The sequence below is a fragment of the Diaminobutyricimonas sp. LJ205 genome (assembly GCF_009755725.1).
In the GTDB taxonomy this organism is placed as follows: Bacteria; Actinomycetota; Actinomycetes; order Actinomycetales; family Microbacteriaceae; genus Ruicaihuangia.
This window is the reverse complement of record NZ_CP046619.1, coordinates 2,798,595-2,824,800: the sequence shown is the minus strand read 5'-3', so window position 1 is coordinate 2,824,800 and position 26,206 is coordinate 2,798,595. Positions and strand designations below refer to the sequence as shown.

At 64.8% G+C, this 26,206-nt stretch carries 25 protein-coding genes; 16 read left to right on the top strand and 9 right to left on the bottom strand.

Annotation, left to right across the window (positions count from 1 at the left end; translation table 11 throughout):
• Position 1: 1 nt before the first annotated feature.
• The 7 genes from GO591_RS13775 to GO591_RS13745 all read left to right on the top strand — a co-directional run bounded on the left by GO591_RS13775 (position 2) and on the right by GO591_RS13745 (position 5,927).
• The gene (locus GO591_RS13775) at positions 2-817 is read left to right on the top strand and encodes an enoyl-CoA hydratase-related protein (protein WP_157157345.1); all 816 of its coding nucleotides are present in this window, start codon (positions 2-4) and stop codon (positions 815-817) included.
• Entirely contained in the window at positions 814-2,271 is a 1,458-nt protein-coding gene (locus GO591_RS13770; protein ID WP_157157344.1) for a class I adenylate-forming enzyme family protein, read from the top strand. The genes GO591_RS13775 and GO591_RS13770 overlap by 4 nt, the downstream gene beginning before the upstream one ends.
• On the top strand, positions 2,272-2,724 hold the full coding sequence (locus tag GO591_RS13765) for a MaoC family dehydratase (protein WP_232466185.1): 453 nt from the start codon (positions 2,272-2,274) through the stop codon (positions 2,722-2,724).
• A gap of 26 nt (positions 2,725-2,750) precedes the next feature.
• Positions 2,751-3,494 carry a 3-oxoacyl-ACP reductase FabG gene (gene fabG / locus GO591_RS13760; protein ID WP_157157343.1) on the top strand — a complete coding sequence of 248 codons (744 nt, stop codon included), beginning with the start codon at positions 2,751-2,753 and terminating at the stop codon, positions 3,492-3,494.
• Positions 3,494-4,393, top strand: a complete 900-nt coding sequence (locus GO591_RS13755; RefSeq protein WP_157157342.1) for an acyl-CoA thioesterase — start codon at positions 3,494-3,496, stop codon at positions 4,391-4,393. Before fabG ends, GO591_RS13755 begins: the two co-directional genes overlap by 1 nt.
• Positions 4,390-5,166, top strand: coding sequence for an enoyl-CoA hydratase-related protein (locus GO591_RS13750; RefSeq protein ID WP_157157341.1), 777 nt, complete (start codon positions 4,390-4,392; stop codon positions 5,164-5,166). The genes GO591_RS13755 and GO591_RS13750 overlap by 4 nt, the downstream gene beginning before the upstream one ends.
• A 182-nt stretch (positions 5,167-5,348) precedes the next feature.
• Complete coding sequence (locus GO591_RS13745; protein WP_157157340.1) at positions 5,349-5,927, top strand: nuclear transport factor 2 family protein; 579 nt, start codon at positions 5,349-5,351, stop codon at positions 5,925-5,927.
• 42 nt (positions 5,928-5,969) lie between these two features.
• On the opposite strand, the gene GO591_RS13740 is transcribed toward GO591_RS13745, so the two are convergent.
• Positions 5,970-6,581 carry a TetR/AcrR family transcriptional regulator gene (locus tag GO591_RS13740; RefSeq protein ID WP_157157339.1) on the bottom strand — a complete coding sequence of 204 codons (612 nt, stop codon included), beginning with the start codon at positions 6,579-6,581 and terminating at the stop codon, positions 5,970-5,972.
• Positions 6,582-6,829: 248 nt separating this feature from the next.
• Positions 6,830-8,068 carry an acetyl-CoA C-acyltransferase gene (locus GO591_RS13735; RefSeq protein ID WP_370455291.1) on the bottom strand — a complete coding sequence of 413 codons (1,239 nt, stop codon included), beginning with the start codon at positions 8,066-8,068 and terminating at the stop codon, positions 6,830-6,832.
• A 149-nt stretch (positions 8,069-8,217) separates the two neighbouring features.
• On the opposite strand from GO591_RS13735, the gene GO591_RS13730 reads away from it, so the two are divergent.
• Both GO591_RS13730 and GO591_RS13725 read left to right on the top strand, forming a co-directional pair.
• A complete protein-coding gene (locus GO591_RS13730; protein WP_157157338.1) occupies positions 8,218-8,907 on the top strand; it encodes a 3-oxoacid CoA-transferase subunit A in 690 nt (229 codons plus the stop codon).
• Positions 8,904-9,560, top strand: a complete 657-nt coding sequence (locus tag GO591_RS13725; RefSeq protein WP_157157337.1) for a 3-oxoacid CoA-transferase subunit B — start codon at positions 8,904-8,906, stop codon at positions 9,558-9,560. Before GO591_RS13730 ends, GO591_RS13725 begins: the two co-directional genes overlap by 4 nt.
• A gap of 17 nt (positions 9,561-9,577) precedes the next feature.
• On the opposite strand, the gene GO591_RS13720 is transcribed toward GO591_RS13725, so the two are convergent.
• Positions 9,578-10,240 (bottom strand): TetR/AcrR family transcriptional regulator, encoded by a 663-nt coding sequence (locus tag GO591_RS13720; RefSeq protein WP_157157336.1) that lies wholly within the window; start codon positions 10,238-10,240, stop codon positions 9,578-9,580.
• 92 nt (positions 10,241-10,332) lie between these two features.
• Between GO591_RS13720 and GO591_RS13715 the strand changes: the two genes are divergently transcribed.
• From GO591_RS13715 to GO591_RS13695, 5 genes are all read left to right on the top strand, one after another.
• A complete protein-coding gene (locus GO591_RS13715) occupies positions 10,333-11,142 on the top strand; it encodes an ABC transporter ATP-binding protein (protein ID WP_157157335.1) in 810 nt (269 codons plus the stop codon).
• Positions 11,139-12,743: a thiamine pyrophosphate-binding protein gene (locus GO591_RS13710; protein ID WP_157157334.1), complete on the top strand. Its 1,605-nt coding sequence runs from the start codon at positions 11,139-11,141 to the stop codon at positions 12,741-12,743. The genes GO591_RS13715 and GO591_RS13710 overlap by 4 nt, the downstream gene beginning before the upstream one ends.
• A gap of 284 nt (positions 12,744-13,027) precedes the next feature.
• Positions 13,028-13,900, top strand: a complete 873-nt coding sequence (locus tag GO591_RS13705; RefSeq protein WP_157157333.1) for an ABC transporter substrate-binding protein — start codon at positions 13,028-13,030, stop codon at positions 13,898-13,900.
• Between the two features lie 85 nt (positions 13,901-13,985).
• Entirely contained in the window at positions 13,986-14,834 is an 849-nt protein-coding gene (locus tag GO591_RS13700; protein ID WP_157157332.1) for an ABC transporter permease, read from the top strand.
• Complete coding sequence (locus tag GO591_RS13695; protein ID WP_304506151.1) at positions 14,810-16,060, top strand: alpha-hydroxy acid oxidase; 1,251 nt, start codon at positions 14,810-14,812, stop codon at positions 16,058-16,060. The genes GO591_RS13700 and GO591_RS13695 overlap by 25 nt, the downstream gene beginning before the upstream one ends.
• Before the next feature lie 364 nt (positions 16,061-16,424).
• On the opposite strand, the gene GO591_RS13690 is transcribed toward GO591_RS13695, so the two are convergent.
• The 6 genes from GO591_RS13690 to GO591_RS13665 form a co-directional block, all read right to left on the bottom strand.
• Complete coding sequence (locus GO591_RS13690) at positions 16,425-17,582, bottom strand: cysteine desulfurase family protein (RefSeq protein ID WP_157157331.1); 1,158 nt, start codon at positions 17,580-17,582, stop codon at positions 16,425-16,427.
• A complete protein-coding gene (gene nadC, locus GO591_RS13685) occupies positions 17,579-18,436 on the bottom strand; it encodes a carboxylating nicotinate-nucleotide diphosphorylase (RefSeq protein ID WP_157157330.1) in 858 nt (285 codons plus the stop codon). Before nadC ends, GO591_RS13690 begins: the two co-directional genes overlap by 4 nt.
• Complete coding sequence (gene nadB / locus GO591_RS13680) at positions 18,430-19,938, bottom strand: L-aspartate oxidase (RefSeq protein WP_157157329.1); 1,509 nt, start codon at positions 19,936-19,938, stop codon at positions 18,430-18,432. The genes nadC and nadB overlap by 7 nt, the downstream gene beginning before the upstream one ends.
• A 1-nt stretch (position 19,939) precedes the next feature.
• Positions 19,940-21,205, bottom strand: a complete 1,266-nt coding sequence (nadA, locus tag GO591_RS13675; protein ID WP_157157328.1) for a quinolinate synthase NadA — start codon at positions 21,203-21,205, stop codon at positions 19,940-19,942.
• A gap of 1 nt (position 21,206) precedes the next feature.
• Positions 21,207-21,902, bottom strand: coding sequence for an NUDIX hydrolase (locus tag GO591_RS13670; protein ID WP_157157327.1), 696 nt, complete (start codon positions 21,900-21,902; stop codon positions 21,207-21,209).
• A 244-nt stretch (positions 21,903-22,146) separates the two neighbouring features.
• Positions 22,147-22,824 (bottom strand): TetR/AcrR family transcriptional regulator, encoded by a 678-nt coding sequence (locus GO591_RS13665; RefSeq protein WP_157157326.1) that lies wholly within the window; start codon positions 22,822-22,824, stop codon positions 22,147-22,149.
• A 117-nt stretch (positions 22,825-22,941) separates the two neighbouring features.
• Between GO591_RS13665 and GO591_RS13660 the strand changes: the two genes are divergently transcribed.
• Entirely contained in the window at positions 22,942-25,026 is a 2,085-nt protein-coding gene (locus GO591_RS13660) for a 3-hydroxyacyl-CoA dehydrogenase NAD-binding domain-containing protein (protein ID WP_157157325.1), read from the top strand.
• Positions 25,023-26,183 carry an acyl-CoA dehydrogenase family protein gene (locus tag GO591_RS13655; protein ID WP_157157324.1) on the top strand — a complete coding sequence of 387 codons (1,161 nt, stop codon included), beginning with the start codon at positions 25,023-25,025 and terminating at the stop codon, positions 26,181-26,183. Before GO591_RS13660 ends, GO591_RS13655 begins: the two co-directional genes overlap by 4 nt.
• Positions 26,184-26,206 lie beyond the last annotated feature (23 nt).

The following is a 26,206-nucleotide window of genomic DNA, read 5'->3' as shown; positions in this document are numbered from 1 at the left end:
CGTGACGGAACTCGTAAGCACGACAATCGACGGGCGCATCGCACACGTCGTGCTCGACCGGCCCAGGAAGCTGAATGCCCTGAACAACCCGATGCTCGAGCAGTTCTCGGCAGCCATCGCCGAGCTGGGTGCGAACGACGATGTGTCGGTAATCGTACTCTCCGGGGCCGGAGACAACTTCAGCGTCGGCTTCGACGTCGACCCGGGCAATGGCTACTCGGACGCGGCCGCCGACCTCAGCCCTTACGCCGACTGGGCATCGCTGCGTCGGAACATCGATCGTTGGCTGGCTGTCTGGGACACCCCCAAGCCCGTAATCTCGGCGATCGAGGGCTACTGCATGGGCGGCGCAACCATGCTCGCCGTGTGCACCGACATCACCGTAGTGAGTGAGGCCGCAGTGCTCGGCTGGCCAGCGATCCCGCTCGGCGGCGGACTGTTGAGTCCGACCTCGGCCTGGTTGATCGGCCCCAAGAAGGCCAAGGAGCTCTCCTTCATCGCCGGCAGCAGGCTGAGTGGCGCGGAAGCGACCGCGCTTGGCTGGGCCAACTACGCGGTTCCGGCTGGAACCGCGCTCGAGAAGGCGGATGCCCTCGCCGCGAGCGTGGCGAAGATGCCGCTCGACCTGCTTCGCATCAAGAAGCTCGCGCTCAACCGGTTCCTGGACCAGCAGGGCTTCCGGGAGTCGGTGCTGATGGGAGCCGAATGGGATGCCATCGCGCACACGTCGCCGGAGACCCACAAGATGACGGACAAGGTCGCTGAGCTCGGTCTTAAGGGCGCGATCGCGTGGTTCAACGCGGGAGCAGCGGAATGAATCGCGCGATCCCGCTCTTCGATTGGGCGTTCTCGCAGGCGGACAAGCCGGCGATCGTCACCGATGACGGTTCGTATTCCTTCGCTCAGCTCCGCGACGCCGTGCTGAGCGGCGCAGCGACGCTTGCCGACCGAGTGCGGCGCGGCACTCGGGTCGGGCTCTATATCGACAGCACGCCAAACTTCGTGATCTACCAGTACGTGACGTTCTATCTCGGTGGCGTCGTAGTGCCGCTGAACCGGGGCATGCGCGAGAGTGAGGTGCTCGACGTCATCGAGTATCTCGGCATCGAAGTGCTTGTCAGCGACACTCCCGTCAATCTCGCGTCCTCGACAGCCTCGGGTTATGTCGTTGACGGTGAGTTCTACACGCTCGGTGCGGAGTCATCCGCGCCAGAGATGGCATGCCTCGACATCGACGACCCGGCACTCGTGCTTCAAACCTCTGGTTCAACCGGACGGCCGAAGGGTGTGCAACTTTCCATCCGCAACCTGGCCGCGAACTATGACGCCACTTACCGGTGGATCGGGATCGGTAAGCAGGACGTCATCCTGCTCACCCTGCCCATTTTCAACACGTACGCGCTCAATCAAGGCATCAACATGATGGCGATCACAGGAGCGACGATGCGGCTGCTGCGCCGATTCTCGTCGGAGAACATGCAGCGCGCGTTTGAGGACTCGAAGCCGACCTTCCTCCCGCTCGTGCCGACCATGCTGACCCGCCTCTACAAGGAAGGTGTGGTCTACGAGGAGCCGATCACCCTCGGGATCGGCGCCGCGGCCAGCCCAGCCCAGATTGCCCGTGACGCGTGGCAGGTCTTCCCGAACGCGTTCCTCTTCTTCGGTTACGGGCTCACGGAGGGAACCGCGATCGCTTCGCAGAACCGCGTCGGCACCAGGGACTCCAACAATGGAGACTTTGCTTCGGCAGGACTCGTCGTGCCAGGGGTTGACGTGAAGCTCGCGGACTCGGATGAGGCCGACGGACGAGGCGAGATCCTGATCGGCGGCGAGTCGGTCTTCTCGGCCTACATCGGTACGTCGGAGCCGCGCCCGGTCGTCGACGGCTGGCTCCACACGGGAGACGTGGGAGTGTTCACCGATGGCCGTCTGAGCATCGTTGACCGAAAGCGTGAGCTCATCATCCGCGGCGGGCAGAACATCTACCCGGGAGAGATCGAACGGCTGATTTCGTCGCACGAAGCGGTGCTCGAAGCCGCTGTAGTGGGTGCGCCTGATCCTGATCTGGGCGAGGTCCCCGTCGCCTTCGTGGTGCTGCGCAACGGGTTCTCGACCGCGCCCGACGCGCTGCTCGAATGGATTCGCCCGCAGGCAGCCGCCTTCAAGCTTCCCGCAGCACTGCACGTGGTCGAAAGCATGCCGAAGACTCCGACGGGCAAGATCCGCAAACTCGACCTCCGCGAGATGGTCGCTCAGGGAGTGACGGGCTGAGTGCGGCGCCTCAACGGAATCGCGGAGCTGGAACAAGCTATGGGGGAGGAGCTCGGTGTCGGCTCCTGGCACCAGGTGACCCAGCCGGCGATCACGGCGTTCGCTGAAGTGACCGGTGACCACCAGTGGATCCATGTCGACACGGCACGCGCCGCCGAGGGGCCATATGGCACCACGATCGCCCACGGATACTTCAGCCTCTCATTGCTCCCGCACCTCGTGAGAGATGCCTTCGAGTTCACCGGTTTCGACATGAAGGTGAACTACGGGCTCGATCGTGTGCGGTTCCCGAACGCCGTGCGGGTGGATTCGCGCATCCGGGCACGTGCGGTACTCACCCACATGGAGATCACCTCCCGCGGAGCGCGGGTCGTCGTGCGCAACACCGTCGAGATCGAGGGAACGGATGTGCCCGCCTGCGTAGCGGACACCGTCTCGCTCCTAATCCCCTGACCCTGACTAAAAGGACTAACTAACCGATGGCAATTCTCGAACGACGCACAGCAGTGATCACCGGAGCCGCCCAAGGCCTCGGCTTCGCGATCGCCGAGGCCTTCGTGGCCGAGGGCGCCAACGTGGTGATTGGCGACCTGGACGGAGACGCGGCCGTCGCTGCCGCTGTCCGTTTGGGCGGTGAGGACCGCGCACGGGGAGTCGCCTGCAATGTGACGTCAGAGAGCGACGTCGATCGGCTGCTCGAGTCAGCCGTCGCAGTCTTCGGCGGCGTGGACATCATGGTGAACAACGCCGGGATCACGCGCGACAAGACGATGCGCAAGATGACACTGGACGACTTCGGCTTCGTTCTCGACGTGCACCTCAAAGGCACCTGGCTGGGCACCCGAGCGGCCGCGACGCTGATGCGTGACCAGGGCAGAGGCGGCTCGATCATTAATATGTCGTCCATCTCGGGCAAGGTGGGCAATCCCGGTCAAACAAATTACAGCGCTGCGAAGGCGGGCATCGTCGGCCTTACCAAGGCCGCTGCGAAGGAAGTTGGCTTTGCTGGCGTGCGCGTCAACGCACTGCAACCGGGAATCATCGAGACGGCGATGACGCAGAAGCTCAGTCCGGAAGTGCGGGAATCGCGATTGGCGGATGTTCCGCTCGGGCGTTTCGGTGAGCCCGCTGAAGTGGCGCAGGTCGCGGTGTTCCTGGCAAGCGATATGGCGAGTTACCTGACTGGGGTCACGATCGAGATCGCTGGTGGGCGCAACATCTGATGACCAACACGCGGGACGCCGACCTCGATCTGTACGACCTCGTCGCTGTGCGGCCCGTCAACCCGGGCGGCTCTGCCAACGAGAGCTTCGTCGGCACGCCGGTTCCGGGGTGGTACGGACGCCTCTTCGGTGGTCAGCTGATCGGGCAGGCGGTCACAGCAGCCTCGATGTCTCTCCTCGGGCAGGAACGGCTTGCTCACTCGCTACACGCGTATTTCGTGCGAGCCGGTCGGGCCGACACACCTGTGTCGTATGACGTTGAAACAGTGCGCGATGGGCGCTCGTTCTCGGTGCGCACAGTGCGCGCGAATCAAGACGGTCGCCTGCTCATGACGGTGGGCCTCTCGTTTCAGGATCCGAAAGAGGGCTTGCGACATCAAACAGTCTCGGTAGGTGACTACGCCGACCCCGACTCACTCCCGCCCGACGATGGAATCCACATCCCCGCGGCGATCGGTGATGGTGGGCGCGGTCATCGCTCCTTCGTGGAGCTCAGGCGTGTTCCGCAGGATCCAGATCCCGGTAATGGCGGGCGAGCCAGACAGGCGGTCTGGCTTCGCGCTCGACTTCCGCTCGGTGAGCGGTCGGAGGCTGTGAATCGGGCCACGCTTGCCATGGCAACGGACTTCACGGTGCTCGAATCGATCCTCCGCGGGCATGACCTGACGTTTGCGGCACCTGGCCTCAGCGTTGCAAGCCTCGACCACGCGGTCTGGTGGCACGCACCGGCGAGTCTCGACGACTGGATTCTCTACGAGCAGGAAAGTCCGTGGGCAGGCGGCGAACGAGGCCTCGTCCATGGGCGAGTCTTCGATCGGGCAGGCGGGCTGCTCGCCTCCGTCACTCAGGAAGGGCTGGTGCGGCTCTCGGGGCCTGCCGTCCATGCAGGGCTCTCGTGAGCACAGTCATCACGGAGCGACGCGGTCACGTGCTGGTCATCACCCTGAACCGCCCCGAAAGGCTGAACGCGGTCAACGGTGCTCTCACACAGGAACTCGGGAGAGCGCTGGACCGCCTCGAAGAGTCAGCGGATCTTCGCGTCGGGGTTCTCACTGGCGCAGGCAAGGCGTTCTGCGCGGGGCTCGACATGAAAGCCGTAGCTGCTGGCGAACCGATTGAATCGACTCGGGATGCTCGCTCTGGGTTCGCGGGCATGACCTCGCGGGTGCTCACGAAACCCCTCATCGCCGCCGTCAACGGCGACGCCGTCGGCGGCGGCCTCGAACTTGCTCTCGCCTGCGATGTGATTGTCGCCGCCGAGGGAGCTAGGATCGGCCTACCCGAAGTCGCACATGGACTCTTCGCCGCCGGGGGCGGTGTCCACCGACTGGCACAGCAACTCCCCGAAAAGGTCGCCCTCGAGTTGCTGCTCACTGGCCGCCTCATAGCGATTGACGACGCCGAGTCATGGGGACTCGCGCACGCCGTCGTACCCGTGAGCCGAGTCGTCGCCGACGCACTCAAGCTCGCCGAACGCATCGCCGCGAACGCTCCGCTCGCGGTCCGGACGACAAAGTGGTTGGCGTCGCTTGCGCGTAGTCACGCGGCCACAGATGCGAACGTGATCGCCCTCACTAGTGCAGCTGCAGTGGAAGTGTTCGCATCGCAGGACGCCAAGCGTGGCCTCCACGCGTTTCGCGAACGTCACCGCCCCGAATTCGCTGGCGATTGACCGCGCTTCAGCATTCTTCGTTCCGGTTAGTGAAGTAACAAATCGAACGATCATTCGAGCTGTGCGGTTCTGAACATGCTACGGTGACGTGCCAAAACCAAACGTACGGTTGGCTATCATGGACGCATGAGCAGCGTGCTAAGTACTAAGTGCTTGCAGACCGAGCATCACGGTGTCGGCTGATGGCGCACCTGCGGCCGCAGCCGGGTTGGGGAGCGAAGAGAGGCGCAGTCGTGCTCGGCGCCGATTGGCGGCGTGTGCCCTCGCACGTAATCACAGACGTTCAACAAGTGGTGCATCGATACTCGTGGGGGGTTGACGAACGGCTCGCGGATGTCGTCGCGTCGATCTTCACCCCGGACGCGGTCTGGGAAGGCAACGTCATGGGAGAGGTTCGCGTCGGTCCGTTTGTCGGCCACGAGCAGGTCATGGACTGGTTGACCCGCTTCTGGGGCGTGCAGAAAGATCAGCGGCGACACGTGTTCTCGAACCTCGTCGTCGAGGAGGCGGATGACGAGCGCGTCGTCGCGTACGCCGTTCTGCAGATATTCGGAGCGACCAGGGCCAGGAGCGCTTACGAGACGTCGGCGTTCTGCCGACTCGTCCTGCGGACCCATGATGAAGGCTTGGCTATCGAGCGCTTCACGGTCGGCTTCGACTCGCCGTTCTGGGCTCCTCACGAGGTCGAAACGATGGAACCATGGCTCATTAATCTGTTCGGGATCGACCTACGCGACGTGAAAGTGCGCCCCGCGCCTTAGGCCACATGGCACTGGGGGTGAGGGCCTGGAGATTACTTGCGCCTAGTATTCGTCCCGGAAGACGATCGAGTGCGACACGGAAGCGATCTGCTGCGCTACCCCGGCGATGTCGGCCGGGGGACCCGACCGATACCAGCTCGGGATCGAGCTGATCGCCGACAGGATGTAATTCGTGACGATGACGGTGTCGAGCCGAGGCCGCGCCGTTCCGTCTGCGATCGCATCGTCGATCATCGCGACAACATAGCCGGTGAACGCACGACGCTGGGCACGCACGGTGCGCCCGTAGTCACCCTCAAGATAGCGCCATTCGTTGAGGTAGAGACTCGCCCGCTCGTGGTTCTCGAGATACCACTTCGCCAGGCGATCGATGTAGGTCGTGAACTTCTCGGTAGTGGGCAGGTTCAAAGCATCCACGTCGTCCATCAACTGCTGGGCAGACGCATGAGACTCCTCGAGGATACGGAAGAGCAGGCTCTCCTTGGAGGAGATGTAGTGGTAGAGGCTGCCTTTGAGGATGCCAACCCGCTCGGCGATATCTTGCAGGGACGCGGTCGAGTAGCCCTTCTGCGAGAACACTGACGTGGCCGCGTCCAGGATCTCCGCGTCGCGGTTCCTCCGAGGAGTCGCTCTCGTTGTGCGTGCCGTCGTCATTGACTGCTCCATATCTCATGCTGGACGGGGCGATATCGGCTCGCGAGCGATCCGACGGATCCAGCTTCGTCTCCCTAACAACGCCCCTGACATGGCGATACTATCCCGCTCGCCACGTGCGGCCCGGGCGCCGGAGTGTCTATCCAGTTGGACCTGCCCAAGATGTTCTCCGGCGAGCGCGTCTGGTAGCCAAGGTTTCTCCGAGCGCGGCACGGGTTTCGATATCGCCAGCGTCGCGTCCCAACCCCCTAGACCTCGAAGAGCCCGGCGGCCCCCATCCCACCACCGATGCACATCGTCACGACGACGAACCGAGCACCACGGCGTCGGCCCTCGATCAGGGCGTGTCCAACCATGCGTGCGCCTGACATGCCGTAAGGGTGGCCGATCGAGATCGCGCCGCCATTCACGTTGAAGCGGTCCGGGTCGATGCCGAGGGTGTCGCGGCAATAGAGGGTCTGCGAGGCGAAGGCCTCGTTGAGCTCCCAGAGACCGATGTCATCGATGGTCAGGCCATGCTTACGCAGCAACTTGGGCACCGCGACGATGGGGCCGATGCCCATTTCGTCCGGCTCGCATCCCGCGACCGCGATTCCGCGATAGATGCCGAGCGGTTCAAGTCCCCGGCGCGACGCTTCCCCTGACTCCATCAGCACCGCCGCGGAAGCGCCGTCCGAGAGTTGCGATGCATTGCCGGCGGTTATGCTGGCGCCGTCGAGGGTGTCCGTCATGACGGGCGAGAGACGCGTGAGGTCGTCAAGCGTGGTGCCAGGGCGGTTACCTTCGTCGGTTGCAAGGGTGAAGGCGGAATGGTCGGTGGCGCCGGTGGCGCGGTCAACAACGATCTTCGTGCCCGAGATCGCCACGATCTCGGCATCGAAGCGACCCGCCGTTTGCGCGGCGGCCGTTCGCTGCTGCGACAGGAGGGCGTACTCGTCTTGCGCGTCGCGCGTTACGCCGTAGCGGGCCGCAACAATCTCTGCGGTCTCAAGCATCGGCATATACAGAGCCGGCACTTGCTGCTGAAGCCAGGGGTCCATGAGCCGGTAGCGGTTCTGGTGCTCATTCTGCACAAGACTCACCGACTCGACGCCTCCGCCGACTGCGATGTCCATCCCGTCCGCGATGATCTGCTTCGCCGCGACGGCGATCGCCATGAGGCCTGACCCGCACTGGCGGTCGATTGTCATTCCCGGCACGCTTACCGGCAGCCCGGCGCGGAGCGCACCTTGGCGGGCGACCGTCAAGCCTGTGCTGCCCTCAGGAAGGGCGCAGCCCATGACGACATCCTCGATTTCCGCGCCGTCGACATTGGCGCGGGACACGGCGTGGCCAATGGCGTGGGCGGCCAGTTCCTGACCCTGCGTGTCATTGAAGGCGCCCCGGTAGGCCTTACCGATCGGGGTTCTCGCTGTGGAAACGACAACGGCTTCTCGCATCTTTACCGACATCCTCGTCATGCCACCTCGTGGCTGTACCGTGTGCACCTACTCGGGCGCTCGAATCGAGCAACCTGCCTCATTATGCGGCGACTTCACAGAAATTACCAAACAGTCGTTTGACTCGTTGTTGTGGATGGCGTTGAATGTATCCAAGAGGGGACTGTTGTTTCCCGGTTCAACGGTGAGGTGGGTTTGTGATCGACAAGGTGGTTGCGGATGCGGATGCCGCGGTGGCTGACATCGCGGACGGAGCGACGCTCCTCGTAGGTGGCTTCGGCCCGCCCGGACTGCCCACGATCTTGATCGAGGCGCTGGTCCGCCAAGGTGCCAAGGATCTGGTCATCGTCAACAACAACGCGGCCGCTGGCGGTGCAGCGATGGCTGACCTGTTCGGCAAGCGGCGCGTGCGGAAGGTGATCTGCTCATTTCCCAAAGCGCCGGATTCGACGATCTTCGAGGAACTTTTCCTTGCGGGAGAACTCGAACTGGAACTCCTGCCGCAGGGCACGCTCGCCGAGCGAATCCGAGCCGCCGGCGCCGGACTCGGCGGGTTCCTGACGCCCACCGGTTACGGAACCCAACTCGCGGAAGGCAAGGAGACACGCATCATCGACGGCATCGGATACGTTTTTGAGGAGCCCCTGCCCGGCGATGTCGCCCTCATCAAGGCGCACAAGGCCGACCGCTCGGGGAACCTCGTCTACCAGAAGACCGCGAGGAATTTCGGTCCCATCATGGCCACCGCAGCCGGGCTCACTCTCGTCGAGGCGAGCGCCATTGTCGAGCGGGGCGAGTTGGACCCCGAAGTCATCGTCACGCCGGGCATCTACGTCGATCGTGTGATCAATGCCGGCCTGAGCGAGGGTCGGGAGGTCGCGGCGTGAGGCTCACGAGGAGCGAGATAGCCGCGCGCGTCGCCCAGGACATCCCGGACGGCTCGTATGTGAACCTCGGCATCGGCGTTCCCACGCTCGTCGCCGACTTCCTGCCCGAGGGCCGGGAAATCGTCCTGCATACGGAGAACGGCATGCTGGGCATGGGCCGCGCTGCGGAGCTCGGGGAGGAGCATCCCGATCTCATCAACGCCGGCAAGGTTCATGTCGTCGAAGAGCAGGGCGCCTCGTACTTCCACCACGCTGACTCGTTCGCGCTCATGCGGGGCGGGCATATTGACTATTGCGTCATGGGGGCTTACCAGGTCTCGAGCCGCGGCGATCTAGCGAACTGGCGAACCAACGCAGATGACGCGATACCCGGCGTCGGCGGCGCGATGGACCTTGCGGCTGGCGCCCGCCGTGTCTACATAGTCATGGAGTTGTTTACCAAGACCGGGGAGAGCAAACTCCTCGACGAGTGCACCTATCCATTGACCGCTCGGGAGTGCGTCGACCGAATCTATACCGACGTGGCGGTATTCGAACTTCTGGACGGCGAGGTCCGCGTACTCGAGCTCTTCGATGCGGCCGATGTCGATGAACTCGCCGCTCGTGTCGGCGTTGAGTTGATCGACGCCACCGCCGCGACGATCTCAGCCTGAAACGTGTTCCAACGCGATCAGCGAGCGCTGATCGCGTCGTGCACGAGGGTGATCAGCGCGACCGCCATCTCGTCGGCGCTCGGTCCCTCCGAGTTGCGGTTGGTCCAGAAGCGCACGTTGTTCAGCGTGCCCATGACGAATCGTGCGATGAGCCGTGCGTCCTGGTCGGCGCGGACCTCTCCGGTTGCCTGCCCATCTCTGACCAGCTTCTGCAGCTTCTTCTCAAAAGCGCGGCCGAGGTGGTTGGCGCGTTCATACCGGTCACCCGTCAAATGCCGGCGATCGGTGAAGAAGATGTTCGCTCGCTCGACATTGGCCAGGTACCAGAGACTCGAGTCGTGCAAGTACTCGAGAAGCTCCTGCAGGGGGGATAGGCCCTTGCTTGAGATTTCCGTGGCGATCGCCTCGACCTGTGCGTGCGAGTCCTCCAGTATCCCCAGCAGCAGATCCTCCTTGGAGGTGAAGTAGTAATAGAGGCTGCCCTTGAGCATCCCCACCCGATCTGCAATCTCCCGCATCGATGTCGCGGCGTAGCCTCGTTCGGACATCACTTGAACGGCGGTGGCTACTACGTCGGGGCCGCGATTGGTCCGCTCGTTCGTCTGGTCCGCTCGGCTGTCAGTTGTAAAGCGTGACGTCATGGCATCCTTTCGGGCGACATGGGCCCCTTCGTCGCTCACCTGGCTATAGTATCAACTACCAAATGATTGTTTGATTGGCTAACCACTCAGTGACCACTAACCATGAGGGTCGGCCCAAGAGAGGTACGACGATGACGTCTTCCGCCACACGCGAATCCGCGACAGAGGGAATGTCGCTGACAGATGTGACTGTGACTTTCCCAACTCCGGAGGGAGGATCCCGCAACATCCTCGACGAGTTCTCTATCGAGGCGCGTCCCGGTGAGTTCCTCGTGCTGATCGGACGAAGCGGCTGCGGGAAAACGACGGTCCTCAATCTGTTGGCCGGCCTGCTGACCGAGAACAGCGGGCGTGTCTCTGTCTTGGGTACGACACCGCGGGCCGCGCGGTCGCGGCTGGGTTACATGTTCGCGCGCGACGCGCTCCTGCCCTTCCGCACCGCCACCGGTAATGTCGAGCTCGGACTCGAGGTGCGTGGGGTTCCCCGCGCTGAACGCCGCCGCCGCGCGATTAACCTCCTCGATCGTCTCGGTCTCAGCCATGCCAAATCCCTGTATCCGTGGCAGTTGTCCCAGGGAATGCGTCAGCGCGTCGCTCTGGCACGCACCTGGGCTACGCAGCCGAAGCTCATCCTCATGGATGAGCCCTTCGCTGCCCTCGACGCGCAGACTCGTGAGTCGGTGCGGAGCGAGTTCCTCGCGATGTGGGAGCGGGAGCGTAGCGCGGTGGTCTTCGTGACGCACGATTTAAACGAAGCCCTGCTCATGGGCGATCGTGTTGTCGTAATGGGTACCGGAGGAAAAGTTGTCGCGGATGTGGAACTGCCGTTCTCTAGGCCGCGAGACGCCAGCGAACTTCCCTTCACCGAGGAATTCCGGGCGCTCGAGCGGCGCCTGCACCACCTTCTCCAGGATGTCGACCACGGAACTGCGGCTAAGTGAAGCTGCATGCCGCCCTCGCGGAGTTCCTCCGGAGTGCCGGGGTCGACTCGCTCTTCGGGTTGATCGGCGACGGCAATCTCTTCTTCGTTGACAGCTATGTCCGTGAGCACGGTGGACGCTACGTCTCTGTCGCGCATGAAACGGCGGCCGTCTTGGCTGCGCTCGGATTTGCCCGTGTGAGCGGAAGGGTCGGTGTTGCCACTGTCACTCACGGGCCGGCGCTTACGAACACTGTCACCGCGCTCATCGAGGGGGCGCGAGCCCGCCTGCCGATCGTCCTGATCGCCGGCGACACCGCGCGCATTGACGAGTCCAATTTGCAGAACGTCCCCCAGCGGGCAGTCGCCGCCGTCGCTGAAGCACCCTTCGTCGAGATCAGGTCGGCGGATACATGGCAGTCCGATGTGCGACGTGCGTTTCGTATCGCTGCTGTGGAGTCGCGACCGGTCGTGCTGAACGTGCCGATAGAGCTCATGTGGGCGGATGTCGCAATCCCGACTGCTACCGGGAGCGAGGTGAGCCGGTTCGCCCCGCCCCCGCCCCGCGAACAGGATCTTGACGATGCGTTGGGGATCATCGGATCGTCGCGACGTCCACTTGTGCTCGCCGGTCGAGGCGGGATCGAGGCACGCGAGCAGCTCATCCGCCTGGCTGAACTGCTCGGGGCGCCGTTGGCGACGACGCTTGGAGCGAAGGATCTCTTCCGCGGGATGCTGGCAGATGTGGGGGTGTTCGGTGGACTGTCCTCGGATGCCGGTGTGCAGGCGATCGCGGCGAGCGACTGCGTCATCGCGTTCGGTGCGAGCCTTAACGGCTTCACGACCGAACATGACACTCTTCTCAAGGGGAAGCGCGTGGTGGTCTGCGACGTCGACGCATCACGCGCGCGCAGTGACATCCCCGGCGCGGTGCTGGTCGGCGGCGACGCCGCTGAGGTCGCGCGAGCCATGTGCGATTTGATCGAAGAGGCGGAGATACTGCCGACGACGTTCCGAGCCGGTCTGGCGGCCATCGATGGGGGCGAACCGGCCGCTTCGGGCGCCGCCGACACCACCCTTGACATTATGGCGGCCTATCGCGCGATGGACGAACTGCTGCCGCCCGAACATATCCTCGTGACCGACGGAGGGCGATTCCTTCCGCTGGCGTGGAAGTCGCTTCACATCGAGCATCCCCGAAAACTTGTACCGACCATCCACTTCGGATCGATCGGGCTAGGCATGGGGTACGCGATCGGCGCCGCAGCGGCAGCTCCCGACACGCCCGTCACATTGGTGACCGGTGACGGTGGGCACATGCTGGGTGGCTATGCGGAATTCACGACAGCGATCCGCCATGGTTTGGACATCACGGTGATCGTCATGAACGACGGGGGTTACGGCGCGGAGTGGGTGCAGTTTGAAGCCAGGGGGATGGACCCCAAACTCTCCCTTCTACCGTGGCCAGAATTCGCGGCGGTTGCCGAGGCGGCGGGCGCTCAGGCGTTCTCCGTCGCATCCGTTGACGCCCTGCGCTCGGCGCTAACGACGGTTCGGGCCCCGGGGCCACGGCTCATCGACATCCGGCTGGATCCCGCGGCAATTCCGAATGCGCTGCACTGAAGCGCCGAAGTGCTGAGCCACCAAACAAACAAACGCACGTTTGACACCGGACTCGTTCTGTGACTGAATGAGCCAGCGACTTGCAACAGAATCAAAGGAGATCATCGACAATGCATCGCGCAATCAGATTTGGCGCCGCGGCTCTGGCAGCCGTGCTCGCCCTCACAGCATGCTCATCTGAGGCCGGGACGGCTGACACTTCGAACGCCTCGGGCGCTTCCTCGGGTTCAATCAATGCCGACCCGATCTCGATCGCGGTTTTCGGAAGCGGTCCGGCTAGTGCGATGGAGAGACTCGCCTTCACCGGCGGATTCGCCGAGGATCGCGGCGTCCAACTCGACTCGACTTACGACGTCGTCTCGGGCAAAGAGATCGTCGCCGCGCTCCTGAACGGCACAGCTCAGTTCGGCTCGCTCACCACTCTGGCGACGGGGCCGCTCGTCGAGCAGGGTGAGTGCTTCCGCTATCTGACGGCCGGTCAGCGTAACATTTACGAGTTCATCGCGAGCCCCGAGCTCGGTCTTGATGACTCCGGCTCCTATCCCCAAAACCTCGCCGGCCTCAAGGGAAAGAAGATCGGCGTGTCAGCGCTAGGCACCCTGGGCGAGGAACTCGCACGCTACGTACTTTCTGAAGCCGGATTGAAGCCCGATGATGTCACGTTCGTCGCGACGGGCGGCGTCGCATCAGCCATCGCCGCTTTCCAAGAGGGCCAAGTCGATGCGACATGGTCGTTCGCACCAATGCTGCAGATCCTTGACGAGAGTGAGTACACGCGGCTCACGGACTTCGTGGGCGGCAGCGACGACCCTGTGATCGGCAAGTACGTGCAGCACGCACTCGGGACGACGTGCGAGTACGCCGACGCCCACCCCGATGTCGTCAAGGCAGTTTGCCAGTCAGTCTGGGACGCATTCGATTACGCCGCTGATCCGGCGAACTCGAAGGCGATGGGCATGTTCTTCGTCGATTCGCTCGCCCTCGACCCAGATGTCGCCCAGGCGTACTGGGACGCGTATTCCGGCACTTACCCGACGGCGGCTATCACAAAGGCTGACTGGGCGGCCCTCGACGATCTTCTCGCCACACTCGACGTGGCGCAACCGGCGTACGCCGACCATGTCGAGCCGGTCTGCGCAGGATCCGACCCGCGCTGATAAGCACCGGGTGGCGGCGGACCAGTTCCGCCGCCACCCGGGCCCATAGACATACGCAAACTGCCAACCATTGAGAGGCGAAATCGTGACGACGTCGTTGCCTGACGCTAAGACCATCCCCAAGACCGCGCCCACGTCGCGCCAACTGAAGAGCCGGGGCAACGGCGGCATGTCACCGGGGGTGACCCTGCTCTGGCAGATCGCCGTGCTCGCTGCGGTGCTCCTGATTTGGCAGAGTTTCAGTGTGTTGGGGATCGGACGACCGGTGGTCGTGCAGAGTCCGGGCAACGTCGCTGTGCGCCTGTACGAGTTGATGGCGACCGGCGAACTCTGGCCAAACCTGTGGTCGACTCTCTCCGCTGTGTTCATGGCGCTGGGGCTCTCAATGCTCATCGGCATCCCGCTCGGGCTCATTCTTGGAATGCTGCCGCGTGTACGGCGCGTTCTCGCGCCCTTCATCAGTGCACTGAACGCCACACCGCGCGTCGCGCTCGCCCCCGTTTTCATCATCCTATTCGGGCTGGACACCGAGGGAAAGGTGGCCCTCGCTTTCACGATTGTCGTGTTCATGCTTCTGGTCAATTCCGAAGCGGGAGCCATGGCGGCCGATCCGGAGCTACTGCGGCTCATGGCGACGCTCGGAACACCCAAATACCAGGTCATCACCAAGGTCGTCCTCCCTGCCGCAGTGCCCTCGATCCTGGCTGGTGTGCGACTGGGGCTGATCTACTCGCTTCTCGGAGTTGTCACGTCCGAGCTCATTGCGGCTGAGAGCGGTGTCGGTCAGATGATCGCACGCGCTGCAGGAGTATTCGATCTTGCAACGGTGTATGCGATCATCGTCGTTCTCATGGTGATTGCCGCGGTGTTGAACATGCTCACCGAGGGGCTGGAACGTCGGCTCCTGCGTTGGCAGCCGCCCGCCACGCGATGACCCGCATGCGGAGACAGATGCCGCGGCTCGGCGAGCTCGCACCGTTTCTCCGACCAGCGAAGCCAAAATTCAACGCGCTCGAGCATGCCCATACGATCGCCGAAATCCGCCGACTCGCGCGTCGCCACACTCCAAAGGGCCCGTTCGACTACGCCGACGGAGCAGCTGACGACGAGATAGGGGACGCCCGCGCTCGCGCGGCACTGGATGCTGTCGAGTTTCATCCGCGTGTGCTCGTTGACGTCGCCGACGTTGATCCGAGCGTGAGCATCCTGGGGCAGCGATCCGCCCTGCCGTTCGGATGCGCCCCGACGGGATTCACGCGAATGATGCACGCCGCGGGTGAACCAGCCGTTGCGCGTGCTGCCGCTGCCGCCGGAATTCCATACACGCTCTCGACCGTCGGCACGACGTCGGTGAGCGAGCTCGCGGCAGCGGTTCCTACGGCGCGGAAGTGGTTTCAGCTGTACCCGTTCCGCGACCGGGAGCTGACCGAGCGCCTCTTGCACGACGCAGCCGCTCATGGCTACGACACCCTGATGGTGACCGTCGACTGTCCGGTTGCGGGCAACCGACTGCGCGATGTGCGAAACGGTATGACGATTCCACCCGCGATCTCGCTGAAAACCGTCCTCGATGCCAGCATCCGCCCTCGCTGGTGGTTCGACTTCCTCACGACCGAGCCATACAAATTCGCTTTCGAGCATGTGTCGAGCCTCGCTATGACTGACCTGTCGACGCGCATCATGGATTCTCGCACCACGTACGCGGACATCGTCTGGATCCGCGCTCATTGGCGGGGCGCCCTGCTAGTCAAAGGAGTACTGGACGCGGACGATGCCGCGCGCCTCGTCGAGATAGGGGCGGATGGAGTTGTTGTGTCAGACCACGGCGGTCGCCAGCTGGACCGCTCGATTGCGCCGCTGCATGCTCTACCCGCGATCCGCCGCCGCCTCGGCCGTGACGCAGTGATTATGTACGACGGGGGAATCCGCAACGGGGCCGACATCATCGCGGCGCTCGCGTCTGGAGCAGACTTCGCCCTCATCGGGCGCGCTTACCTGTACGGTCTCATGGCCGGCGGTGAAGAGGGAGTCGCTAGAGCTCTCGAGATCCTGCGAACCGAACTCGTGCGGACCATGCGCCTTCTTGGCGTGCCGACGATTGGCGACCTGAGTCGAGCTCACATCGGCCAAATCGTCAATCAATCTCCTCGGAAAGGCTGATTCGCGGGATGGCGTCCGCCTGTCGGTTAGTCGAAATCCAAGGACGAGGATCGCCTCCGCTCGGCTCCTGCTCCGGAGCGGCTTGAGTGGGGAACCCGTTCTGACGCGACAGCCGACGCGGAGGATTTCTTGCACATCTGCGGAGGATGCCGAAAAAACTGGGCGAAAGAGAGTGGCCAGTCGGGAGTAAGCTCGTCTCAGCTTTCAGAACAACCCGCCATTGTGAAGCCCCCGGAACTTTTGTGTTTTCAAGGACCTGGGGGTTTCTGTTATCGGGCCCGATCCGAGCGGTAACGCAGCGGTAAGGGGGAACATCGGTGAGATGGTGTGAGCCTCACCACGCGCCGGTTCCGCCACAGACAGCTCAGCCAGCGATTCCTATTCTCTGCACCGCATGCACGGCCTGGCCTACGGCCACGGCCACGGCGTCCAGTTCGTCGGTCGTGGTCTCCGCTCCGAAGCTGAATCGCACCGAGGTGGTGGCGATCATGGCGCTGAAACCCATTGCCAGGAGCACCGGTGACGGATCGTCCTGGCCTGCTGCGCAGGCCGATCCGCTTGAACAGGTGACTGCGCGCGCTTCCAGCTCGAGCAGCACTGCCTCACCGCTCGCGCCGGGGAAGACAAACGAGGCGGTGCCGGGCAGCCGCAGTTCCGGATGCCCGGTCAGCCGCGCATTTGGGACCAGGTGCAGCACATGGCCGATGAACCGGTCACGCACGGCCGCGCTGGCCGCCGCCGCCTGTTCGCGCTCCCTTTCGGCCAGACGCAGCGCGGTGGCGAAGGCGACTGCGCCGGCGACGTTCTCGGTGCCTGAGCGCCGGCCGCGCTCTTGGCCGCCGCCGTGGAGCAACGGCTCGAATGGCAGCCTGCCCCGGGTGGCGAGCACCCCGGTGCCCTTGGGCGCGCCGATCTTGTGCCCGGCCAGGCTGACCGAGTCCACTGCCAACGCTGGCATCGACACGTCCAGCCATCCGGCCGCCTGCACCGCGTCGGTGTGCGCCGGGATGCCGCGAGCGCGGGCCGCATTTGCGATCGCCTCGATCGGCTGCACCGTGCCGACCTCGTTGTTCGCGGTCATCACGGTGACCAGCGTGGTGTCGTCCCGCATCGCGGCGGCGAGGCTGGCCGGATCGACCAGACCGGATGCATCGACGCCGACGATGCTCACTTCGAAGCCGTGCATGCGGGCAAGGTATTCGCAGCTTTCCAGGATGGCGGGGTGTTCGATCGCGCTGGTGACGAGGTGCCTGCCACGCGGGCGGCCGAGCGCAATGCCCTTGACCGCCAGGTTATCGGCCTCGGTGCCGCCCGAGGTGAAGGTCACCTCGGTGGGCCGGCAGCCGAGCACGGCGGCGACCTGCTCGCGCGCATCGGCGAGGGCGGCCGCGGCCGACCGCCCGATGTCGTGGGTGCTCGACGGGTTGCCATAGCCACCGGCCAGGTGCGGCCACATCGCCTCGAGTACCTCGGGCCGAACCGGGGTGGTCGCGGCGTGGTCGAGATAGAGGGTGCGGGTCATGGTGCGTCGATTCGGATGTCAAGGCCCAGGTCGATCGCCCGTGCGCTGTGGGTGAGGGCCCCGACCGAGATCACGTTGACTCCGGTGGCAGCGATCGCGGCGACCGTGTCGAGGCTCACCCCGCCGCTGGCGTCGATCAGCGCGCGGCCGGCGACCAGGGCGACACCCTCGCGCAACTGGTCGACGCTGAAGTTGTCGAACATGATGGTGTCGACGCCGGCGGCCATCACCGGTTCGATCTGCTCGATGCGGTCGACCTCGACCTCGAAATGAGTGGTGTGGCCGATCCTTTCGCGCACTTCGCGCAACGCCTCGGTCAGGTCCCGTCCGCCGGCGGTGAGCACGGCCAGGTGGTTGTCCTTGACCAGGACCGCGTCTGAGAGCGAGTAGCGGTGGTTGTGGCCCCCTCCGCAGCGCACCGCGTGGCGTTCGAGCAAGCGAAGCCCGGGAGTGGTTTTCCGGGTGTCGACGATGCGCGCGCCGGTCCCGGCGACGGCGGCGACAAAGCGCGCCGTGAGGGTCGCGATTCCCGACATCCGCTGCACTAGGTTCAATCCGACGCGTTCGCCGGTGAGTACCGAACGCGCGGGACCGGTCACGCGCGCGAGCTCGTCGCCGGCGTCGAACCGGTCGCCGTCGCGCGCGGCGAAGTCCACCGTGATAGCCGCATCCGTCAGTCGCATGGCCGCGGAGAACGCTTCGGAGCCGGCGAGCACACCGGGCTCTCGCGCGGTCAGCGTCGCCTGCGCCTGGGCCGCGGCAGGGAGGACCGCTGTCGAGGTGATGTCCCCCCATGGAGCGTCCTCGTCGAGGGCGGCGGAAACCACGGCGTCGAGTCGGGAGTCGGTCAGCATGCCAGTGCCCCTTCGCGGGTCATTGAGTCGGCGGTCGCCGGGAAATCGGTTCGGAAGTGCGCACCACGGGATTCCTCGCGGGCCAGCGCCGCGCCGACCAGCGCACGCGCCACGGTGAGGAGGTTGCGGTCCTCCTGGTCGACGGTGGTCGATGCGGACGTCGCCGCAAGCTGCGCGGCCCACGCATCGAGTGTTCCCGCAGCGTGTTCCAGGCCGTGCCCGTCGCGGCGCAGACCCGCATGCTCGGCCATCAGCGACTGCAGGGTGGCGCGCGTGAAGGCCGGTGCCGCCGCCGCGGTGCGTGCCACCGCCGCGCTGGGCCTGGCGGCAGTCCAGGCAGGATGCGACAACACGGCGTCCAGCGCGTCGGCGCAGCGCCAGGCGAAGACCAGCGCCTCGAGCAGCGAGTTCGAAGCGAGGCGGTTCGCGCCGTGAACCCCGGTGCACGCCACCTCGCCGACCGCGAACAGGCCCGGCAGCGAAGATCGGCCGTGCGAGTCGGTGGCGATTCCGCCCATCCAATAGTGCGCGGCGGGGGTCACCGGCACCGGTTCAGCGGCGATATCCCAGCCGTGCGCCCGGCAGGCGGCACTGATGGTGGGGAATCGCTTCTCCAGGTAGGCGCGGCCGAGGGCAGTGGCGTCCAGCAGTACGGGGTTGCCGGTCTCGCGTTCACGATCATGGATCGCCCGGGCGAGAACATCGCGCGGCGCGAGCTCGGCGTCAGGGTGCACGCCGGTCATGAACCGGCGTCCCGAAGAGTCGACGAGCACCGCGCCCTCACCGCGCACCGCCTCGGACACAAGCGGGCATCCCGGTACTGCCAGCGCGGTGGGGTGGAACTGGTAGAACTCCAGATCGCGCACGGCAACGCCGGCCCGCAGTGCGGCTGCCACCCCGTCGCCGGTGCTCACTGCGGGGTTCGTGGTGTGCGGGTAGAGCATGCCTCCTCCACCGGTCGCCAGCACGACCGCGTCGGCATTCAACTCAATCCGGCCGCCGTCGGTGAGGACCTCGACGCCGCTTACTCGTCCACCGTGGCTGCGGAGCTCGGTGAGCATGCTGCGCTCGAGCACCCGCACCGGCGCATCCTGCACTGAATGGATCAGGGCACCCTGGATCGCCCGGCCGGTGGCATCGCCGCCGGCGTGCAGGATGCGGGCACGAGAGTGCGCCGCCTCAAGCCCGCGTGCGAACGCGGCACCGTCACGGTCGAACCGCACGCCGATTCCGACCAGGTCGCGGATCCGCCGTGGGCCCTCGGTGCAGAGGATGGAAACCAGGTCAGCGTCGGCCAGTCCGCCGGCCGCCCGCAGGGTGTCGGCGATGTGCAGCCCGGCGCTGTCGTCCGAGCCGATCGCGGCCGCGATGCCGCCCTGCGCATGCCAGGTCGAGCCGTCGGCAAGCACGCCCTTGGTGATCACGGTGACGTCGTGCTCCACCGCGGCGCGCAGCGCCACGACGAGCCCGGCGATGCCGCTGCCGATAACGAGGACGCGCATGTCAGCGCCTCGGCGCCGCAGCGAGCATCCGCTCCAGCGCGACACGGGCGGGCTCAGCGACAGCCTCGTCGACCCGGATGGTGTTCAGAATCTGCCCGCGTTCGAAGGCCTCGAGCACCCATGCCAGGTAGCCGGGGTGAATGCGGTACATGGTCGAGCAGGGGCAGACCACCGGATCGAGGCAGAAGATGGTGTGCTCGGGATGCTCGGCCGCGAGCCGGGCGACCATATTGATCTCGGTGCCGATCGCAAAGGTCGTCGGCTTGGTCGCTCCGGCGACCGCCTTGCGGATGTAGTCGGTCGAGCCGGCTTCATCGGCCGCATCGACGACCGGCATCGGGCACTCCGGATGCACGATCACGCGTACGCCGGGATGCTCCTGCCGCGCCTTGTCGATCTGGTCGACGCTGAAGCGCTTGTGAACCGAACAGAATCCGTGCCAGAGGATCACGCGAGCGTCGGTCAGCGTCTTCTCGTCGCTGCCGCCGAGCGGCTTGCGCGGGTTCCACATCGGCATCAGGTCGGTGGAGACGCCCATGGCTTTGGCGGTGTTCCGGCCGAGGTGCTGGTCGGGAAAGAACAGCACCCGCTGACCGCGTTCGAACGCCCAGTCCAGCACGGTCTCGGCGTTCGACGACGTACACACGATGCCACCGTGCTCGCCGCAAAACGCCTTCAGCGCTGCCGATGAGTTCATGTAGGTGACCGGGATCACCGGCGCTCGGCCCGCAGCATCCGGTTCGGTGCCGTACAGCGCCTCCAGCTGCTCCCAGCACTCGGTGACGGAGTCGATGTCGGCCATGTCGGCCATCGAGCAGCCGGCGGCGAGGTTCGGCAGGATCACCGACTGGCCGGGATGCGCCAGGATGTCGGCGGTCTCGGCCATGAAGTGCACGCCGCAGAAGACGATGGCCTCGGCATCCGGGCGCGTACGTGCAGCGTTCGCCAGCTGGAAGGAGTCGCCGACGAAGTCTGCGTGCCGCACCACTTCGTCGCGCTGGTAGAAATGCCCGAGGATCACCACCCGGTCGCCGAGTCGCGACTTCGCGGCGATGACGCGGCGGTCCAGCTCGTCGGCTGATGCGGTCCGGTACTCCTCGGGCAGGGCGCCCTGCCGCGGTGCACCGGTCGGGATGACATCGCCCATCGATGCGCCTGGGCCGTAACCGGGTGCGCTGTCGAACGTCCACGGCGGCGAGGCCAGTTCGGGGGCGCAGGTCGCGGTTTGCGGTTCGAGACGCGGCATGGGGAGGGAGATCGAGCTCATGTCAGTTTCCTCGGAGGGTGGAGGGAAGGGGTCCGGGGTCGGTCATCTGCACGCTGTCGTCGTAGCGGTACAGGCGCGGCGGACGGTGCCGGCCGCCGGTGACGACGCTGTCGGTGGGAACGAGGGTCTTCTCGACCTGGCGGCGGAAGTTCGCCGGGTCGAGTGGCTTACGCAGCACAGCCTCATAGACGTGCCGCAGTTCCGTCAGCGTGAAGGTCTCGCCGAGCAAGGCGTGGGCGATGCGGCTGTACTCCATCTTGTTCCGGAGCCGCCAGAGCGCGTAGTCGACGATGGTGTTGTGGTCGAAGGCCAGGTCATAGAGGTCGTCGGCGGCGAACCAGCGCACGTTCTCACCGATCTCGGCACGCTCCGCCTCGCGCGGATGCACCAGTGCCCAGTACACGATCGAGACCACCCGGTGCTCGGGTGACCGGTCCGGTTCACCGAACGCGTAGAGCTGTTCCAGATAGCGTGGGGCGAGCCCGGTGGTGTCGCGCAGCGACCGGGATGCCGCGGCTTCGAGCCCCTCGGAGACGCCAAGCGGGCCGCCCGGCAGTGCCCAGCGACCCTTCCACGGGTCACGGATGCGGCGTACCAGCGGGAGCGAGAGTGTCGGCTGACCGGTGTGCTCGTCCGGGCGCAGCGCGAAGATGACGGTCGATACCGCCAGTGACACGCCTTCGTGCTGCCCGTCCACAAGCCGCCTCTCTCCCTTCGAGTAAAGGTCTGAATGACCCTAAGAGATTTTACAGCGTCTGTGAACGGTTGGTGAACTTAGTGGACCTCCACTCGCATGGGAGCGTTGAGCTTACTGGTGGCGTCGAGGCGGTCTGGAGCGCCGTCTGATGGCCGCTCGTCTTGCAAATCAATCTCAGCGTGCCCTTCGCATTCGAGATGTGTCTCGACGTCCTGTTTGGCTATTCAGGAGGGCGCGAAAGCCCTCAACCCTCTACCGCGTGGCGGATCTTCGCCATGACCGTCTCGATCGGTGCATCCGTTTCGTATGCGGTCAGGACGATGCGTGATCGGGAACGCGGCCCAGAACTCCGGCGGTAGGACTGCGCGAGCTCGGACAAGTCCGCATTGAGGCGGCGCGGGGCATCGATTCCTGAGTCTGCGAACCAGGCGCGCAAAGCATCATTGTGCACTGCGACCGCGGATGCCGCGTAGGCGCTCGCAACCCACCCGCGTGCGGATTCATCACCCAACTGAGCGCTCAGATGGGTTCTGAAGACGCGTTCGTACCGATGCGACATCACCAGTTCGCGCTCACGAAGCGAGGGATTGCTGCGCAGTAAGGCCCTTCGTTCGAGCGTCGCTTCTGGTCGGGACAGGTGGTATTCGAGTACCGTGAGGCATCCCTTGTTGACCGCATCGAACGCGTCGCCGTGAGCAGTCGCCATCACGTCGCCCAGGCGCTCGAGCAAGAAGGTGTGGTCTGCGAAGACGATGTCTTCTTTCGTGCCGAAGCGCCGGAAGAACGTGCTCCGGCTGACTTTGAGCGCATCGGCCAGTTCGTCGACTGAAGTCGTGTCGTACCCGTGTTCGGCAAGCAGATGAATGGCCGCAGCAGTCACGTCTGGCGACGACTGCGCGGCTGATGAGTCCTTACCGGCCATGTCTGAAATCTACGCTGAAGACCGTTCGGGAGATGTCGCACAGCGCCGATGAACCTCAGTTTCTTGACATGAGACTCAGTCTCATGATTCTCTTTGGCAAAGAAAGGCATTCACCGCATGACAATGGAGTCCCACGTTCGTGTCGAATACAGCGTGCTGCCCGGCCGACGCGCGCCGAGCGCACTGGTGCATCTGGGCGACCCGCATTCCCTGAAGCCAGTCATCTGGAGCCCTGAGCGCTTCGCCTCGTTCAACGAAGCCATCGATGACATCGCTGCCCACAATGTCGAGAGCGTCGTCTTGCTCGGCAGCGCCCAGTCCTTCGGGGCGGGAGCCGATATCAGCGCTCTGGCGGGCGTGCAAACAAGAGAAGAGGCACTAGCGCTCGGTGTCCAGGGATGGCGGACTTTCCGTCGGCTCACCGAGTTGGATGCCCCCAGCTTCGCTCTCATTACCGGATACGCCCTCGGCGGAGCGCTCGAGCTCGCTCTCTTCGCGGATTACAGGATCGCGCGAAGCGACACCCGCGCCATCGGACTGCCGGAAGTCCGGCTCGGGCTGGTGCCGGGTTGGGGTGGCATCCATCAGCTCGCGCGCGTGGCCGGCCCACGGGTTGCATACGATGTTGCGGTCCGCGACGCCCGCCGAGGTGCCAGCATGACCGCAGACGAGGCGAAGCGTCTCGGTGTGGTCGACGAGTTGATCCCCGCTGCCGATTGGGCAGAGGCGTGGCCCGTGGTGGTGGCCGAGCGACTTTCGACGCACGATGCTGGTCGCCGTTCCCGCACGTTGGGTGATCGAGAGTATGCGGCGCAGCTCGAATCGGTGCACCGGGATTTCGAACGCTCCCGGCCCACGGTGAGCTCCGCGCCCGCAGCGGCTGTGCGCCGTCTCGATGCCGCCCGGCTCGAGACACTCGACGAGGCAGAGACGGCGACAACGGCCCTCTTCGCCGAGCTGCTGCTCAGCGATGCCGGGAAGGCGAGCCTGTACGCGTACGGCCTTTCTCGCTCGCGCTCCAGTCTTCCGGCCGATATGAAGACCGCAGTGACCGGTAACGAAGTCCGGCCTATCCGGAGCGCAGCCGTCATCGGGGCCGGCTTGATGGCAAGCCAGCTGGCTACCCTGCTGGTTCGCTTCGGCCGCATCCCGGTAGTACTGACCGATCTCGACGACGAACGCGCTGCTCGCGGACGGCAGCTTGTCCTTGACCAGCTCGATGCGGCGGCGTCAGCAGGCGAACTCGCTCGGGCGGACGCAGACCAGCTCGGAGCCCTCGTCTCATCGAGCGGAAACCTCGACGCGATCGCCGGAGCCGATTTCGTCATCGAGGCGGTCTTCGAAGACATGCAGGTCAAGAAGGAGGCCCTTGCCGCCGCAGAGAAGTACGTAACCGTCGACGCGATCATGGCAACGAACACCAGTTCGCTGTCGATCTCTGACATGGCGGATGCTCTGCAGCACCCCGAGCGCTTCATCGGCTTCCACATCTTCAACCCGGTTCAAACGGTCCCGCTCGTCGAAATCATTCGCGGGCGGCAGAGCGACGGCGTCACCATGGCGACCGTTCTGGCCCTCGCTGACACGGTCAAGCGCAAAGCGGTCGTATCAGCCGACACTCCCGGCTTCGTCGTCAACCGCGTGCTGGCGCGCCTGTACGACGAAGTGCTGAGGGCCATCGACGACGGCGCCGATCCGCTTGTGGTGGACCACGCAATTGACTTCCTCGGACTACCGATGAGCCCGCTGCGGCTACTCGACTTCGTGGGGCCAGCCATCCAGCTCCACGTCAACGAGACGATGCACCGAGCGTATCCGGAACGATTCACCACCCCCGTATGGCTGACGAAGGTGGTCGCTGACGGGCAACGCGCGGTGCTGAATAGCGACAAGACGCTGACAGCGGAGGCGGCACGGATTCTGCCGGCGCGGAAGAGTGGGCGCGACAATGCCGTCTTCGCCGACGGGATTGCAGGCGCCATCCTCGATGCGCTTGCCGATGAGGTCGGCCTGATGCTCGCAGAGGGGGTCGTCGAGCGTGCCGAGGACATCGATAAAGCACTCATCCTGGGTGCAAATTTCCCGTGGGCGCTCGGCGGAGTCACCCCCTACCTCGATAGTCGTGGGGTTTCCGAACGGCAACCAGACTCCCGACTACGAACTCAGACAGCTATTCCGACCACGACTGGAGTGATTCGATGACTGACCTCTACGCATTATCCGACGAGCACCGAGCGATTCGCGAGGCGGTCCGTGCCATCGCGGACGCCAAGATCGCGCCATACGCGGCCGAGGTGGACGAGCAATCGCGGTTCCCCCAGGAGGCAGCGGACGCCCTCCTCGCGGCGGACCTGCATGCGCCCCACGTTCCGGAGGAGTACGGCGGCGCTGGAGCCGACGCTCTGGCGACCGTCATCGTGGTTGAGGAGGTCGCGCGCGCGTGCGCGTCGAGCTCCCTCATTCCAGCCGTCAACAAGCTCGGTTCCCTCCCCGTCCAGCTCGGCGGCGACGAGCAACTCAAGGCGCGGTACTTGGGCAAGCTGGCCCGAGGCGAGGGCGGATTCTCCTACTGTCTGTCCGAGCCGGATGCAGGAAGCGACGCGGCAAACCAGAAGACGAGTGCCGTGCGCGACGGTGGGGAGTGGGTCCTCAACGGTGTCAAGCGCTGGATCACGAACGCCGGCGTTTCCGAGTACTACACCGTGCTTGCCCGGACCGATCCGGACAAGGGCAGCAAGGGGATCAGCGCCTTCGTCGTGGAGAAGTCCGACGAGGGAGTCTCGTTCGGCGCTCCGGAGAAGAAGCTGGGGATCAAGGGCTCACCGACCCGCGAGGTCTACTTCGACGACGTGCGGATCCCCGCGGACCGGATCATCGGTGAGGAAGGGAACGGATTCGCGATTGCGATGCAGACGCTCGACCACACGCGCGTCACGATAGCGGCCCAGGCGGTTGGCATTGCGCAGGGGGCGCTCGACTACGCGCTCGGCTACGTCAAGGAGCGCAAGCAGTTCGGCAAGGCGATCGCGGAATTTCAGGGGGTCGAGTTCATGCTGGCCGACATGGGCATGCAAATCGAGGCAGCGCGACAGCTGACCTATGCCGCCGCCGGCCGATCCGAGCGCGGCGACGACGACCTGACCTTCTTCGGAGCGGCGGCGAAAGCCTTCGCCTCCGACGTCGCGATGAAAGTGACCGTGGATGCCGTCCAACTCCTCGGCGGCTACGGATTCACCCGAGACTTCCCGGTGGAGCGGATGATGCGAGACGCCAAAATCACTCAGATCTATGAGGGCACGAACCAGGTCCAGCGGATTGTGATGGCGCGTCAGCTGCTCGCCGGAGTCCAGAACATCTGACAGGTGGAGTCACTACTCGTGAA

Coding starts and splice junctions, on each gene's coding strand:
- GO591_RS13770 (WP_157157344.1), top strand. CDS start 814: ATGAATCGCGCGATCCCGCTCTTCGATTGGGCGTTCTCGCAGGCGGAC.
- fabG (WP_157157343.1), top strand. CDS start 2,751: ATGGCAATTCTCGAACGACGCACAGCAGTGATCACCGGAGCCGCCCAA.
- GO591_RS13755 (WP_157157342.1), top strand. CDS start 3,494: ATGACCAACACGCGGGACGCCGACCTCGATCTGTACGACCTCGTCGCT.
- GO591_RS13745 (WP_157157340.1), top strand. CDS start 5,349: ATGGCGCACCTGCGGCCGCAGCCGGGTTGGGGAGCGAAGAGAGGCGCA.
- GO591_RS13740 (WP_157157339.1), bottom strand. CDS start 6,581: ATGACGACGGCACGCACAACGAGAGCGACTCCTCGGAGGAACCGCGAC.
- GO591_RS13715 (WP_157157335.1), top strand. CDS start 10,333: ATGACGTCTTCCGCCACACGCGAATCCGCGACAGAGGGAATGTCGCTG.
- GO591_RS13705 (WP_157157333.1), top strand. CDS start 13,028: ATGGAGAGACTCGCCTTCACCGGCGGATTCGCCGAGGATCGCGGCGTC.
- GO591_RS13690 (WP_157157331.1), bottom strand. CDS start 17,582: ATGACCCGCACCCTCTATCTCGACCACGCCGCGACCACCCCGGTTCGG.
- nadC (WP_157157330.1), bottom strand. CDS start 18,436: ATGCTGACCGACTCCCGACTCGACGCCGTGGTTTCCGCCGCCCTCGAC.
- nadB (WP_157157329.1), bottom strand. CDS start 19,938: ATGCGCGTCCTCGTTATCGGCAGCGGCATCGCCGGGCTCGTCGTGGCG.
- nadA (WP_157157328.1), bottom strand. CDS start 21,205: ATGAGCTCGATCTCCCTCCCCATGCCGCGTCTCGAACCGCAAACCGCG.
- GO591_RS13665 (WP_157157326.1), bottom strand. CDS start 22,824: ATGGCCGGTAAGGACTCATCAGCCGCGCAGTCGTCGCCAGACGTGACT.
- GO591_RS13660 (WP_157157325.1), top strand. CDS start 22,942: ATGACAATGGAGTCCCACGTTCGTGTCGAATACAGCGTGCTGCCCGGC.
- GO591_RS13655 (WP_157157324.1), top strand. CDS start 25,023: ATGACTGACCTCTACGCATTATCCGACGAGCACCGAGCGATTCGCGAG.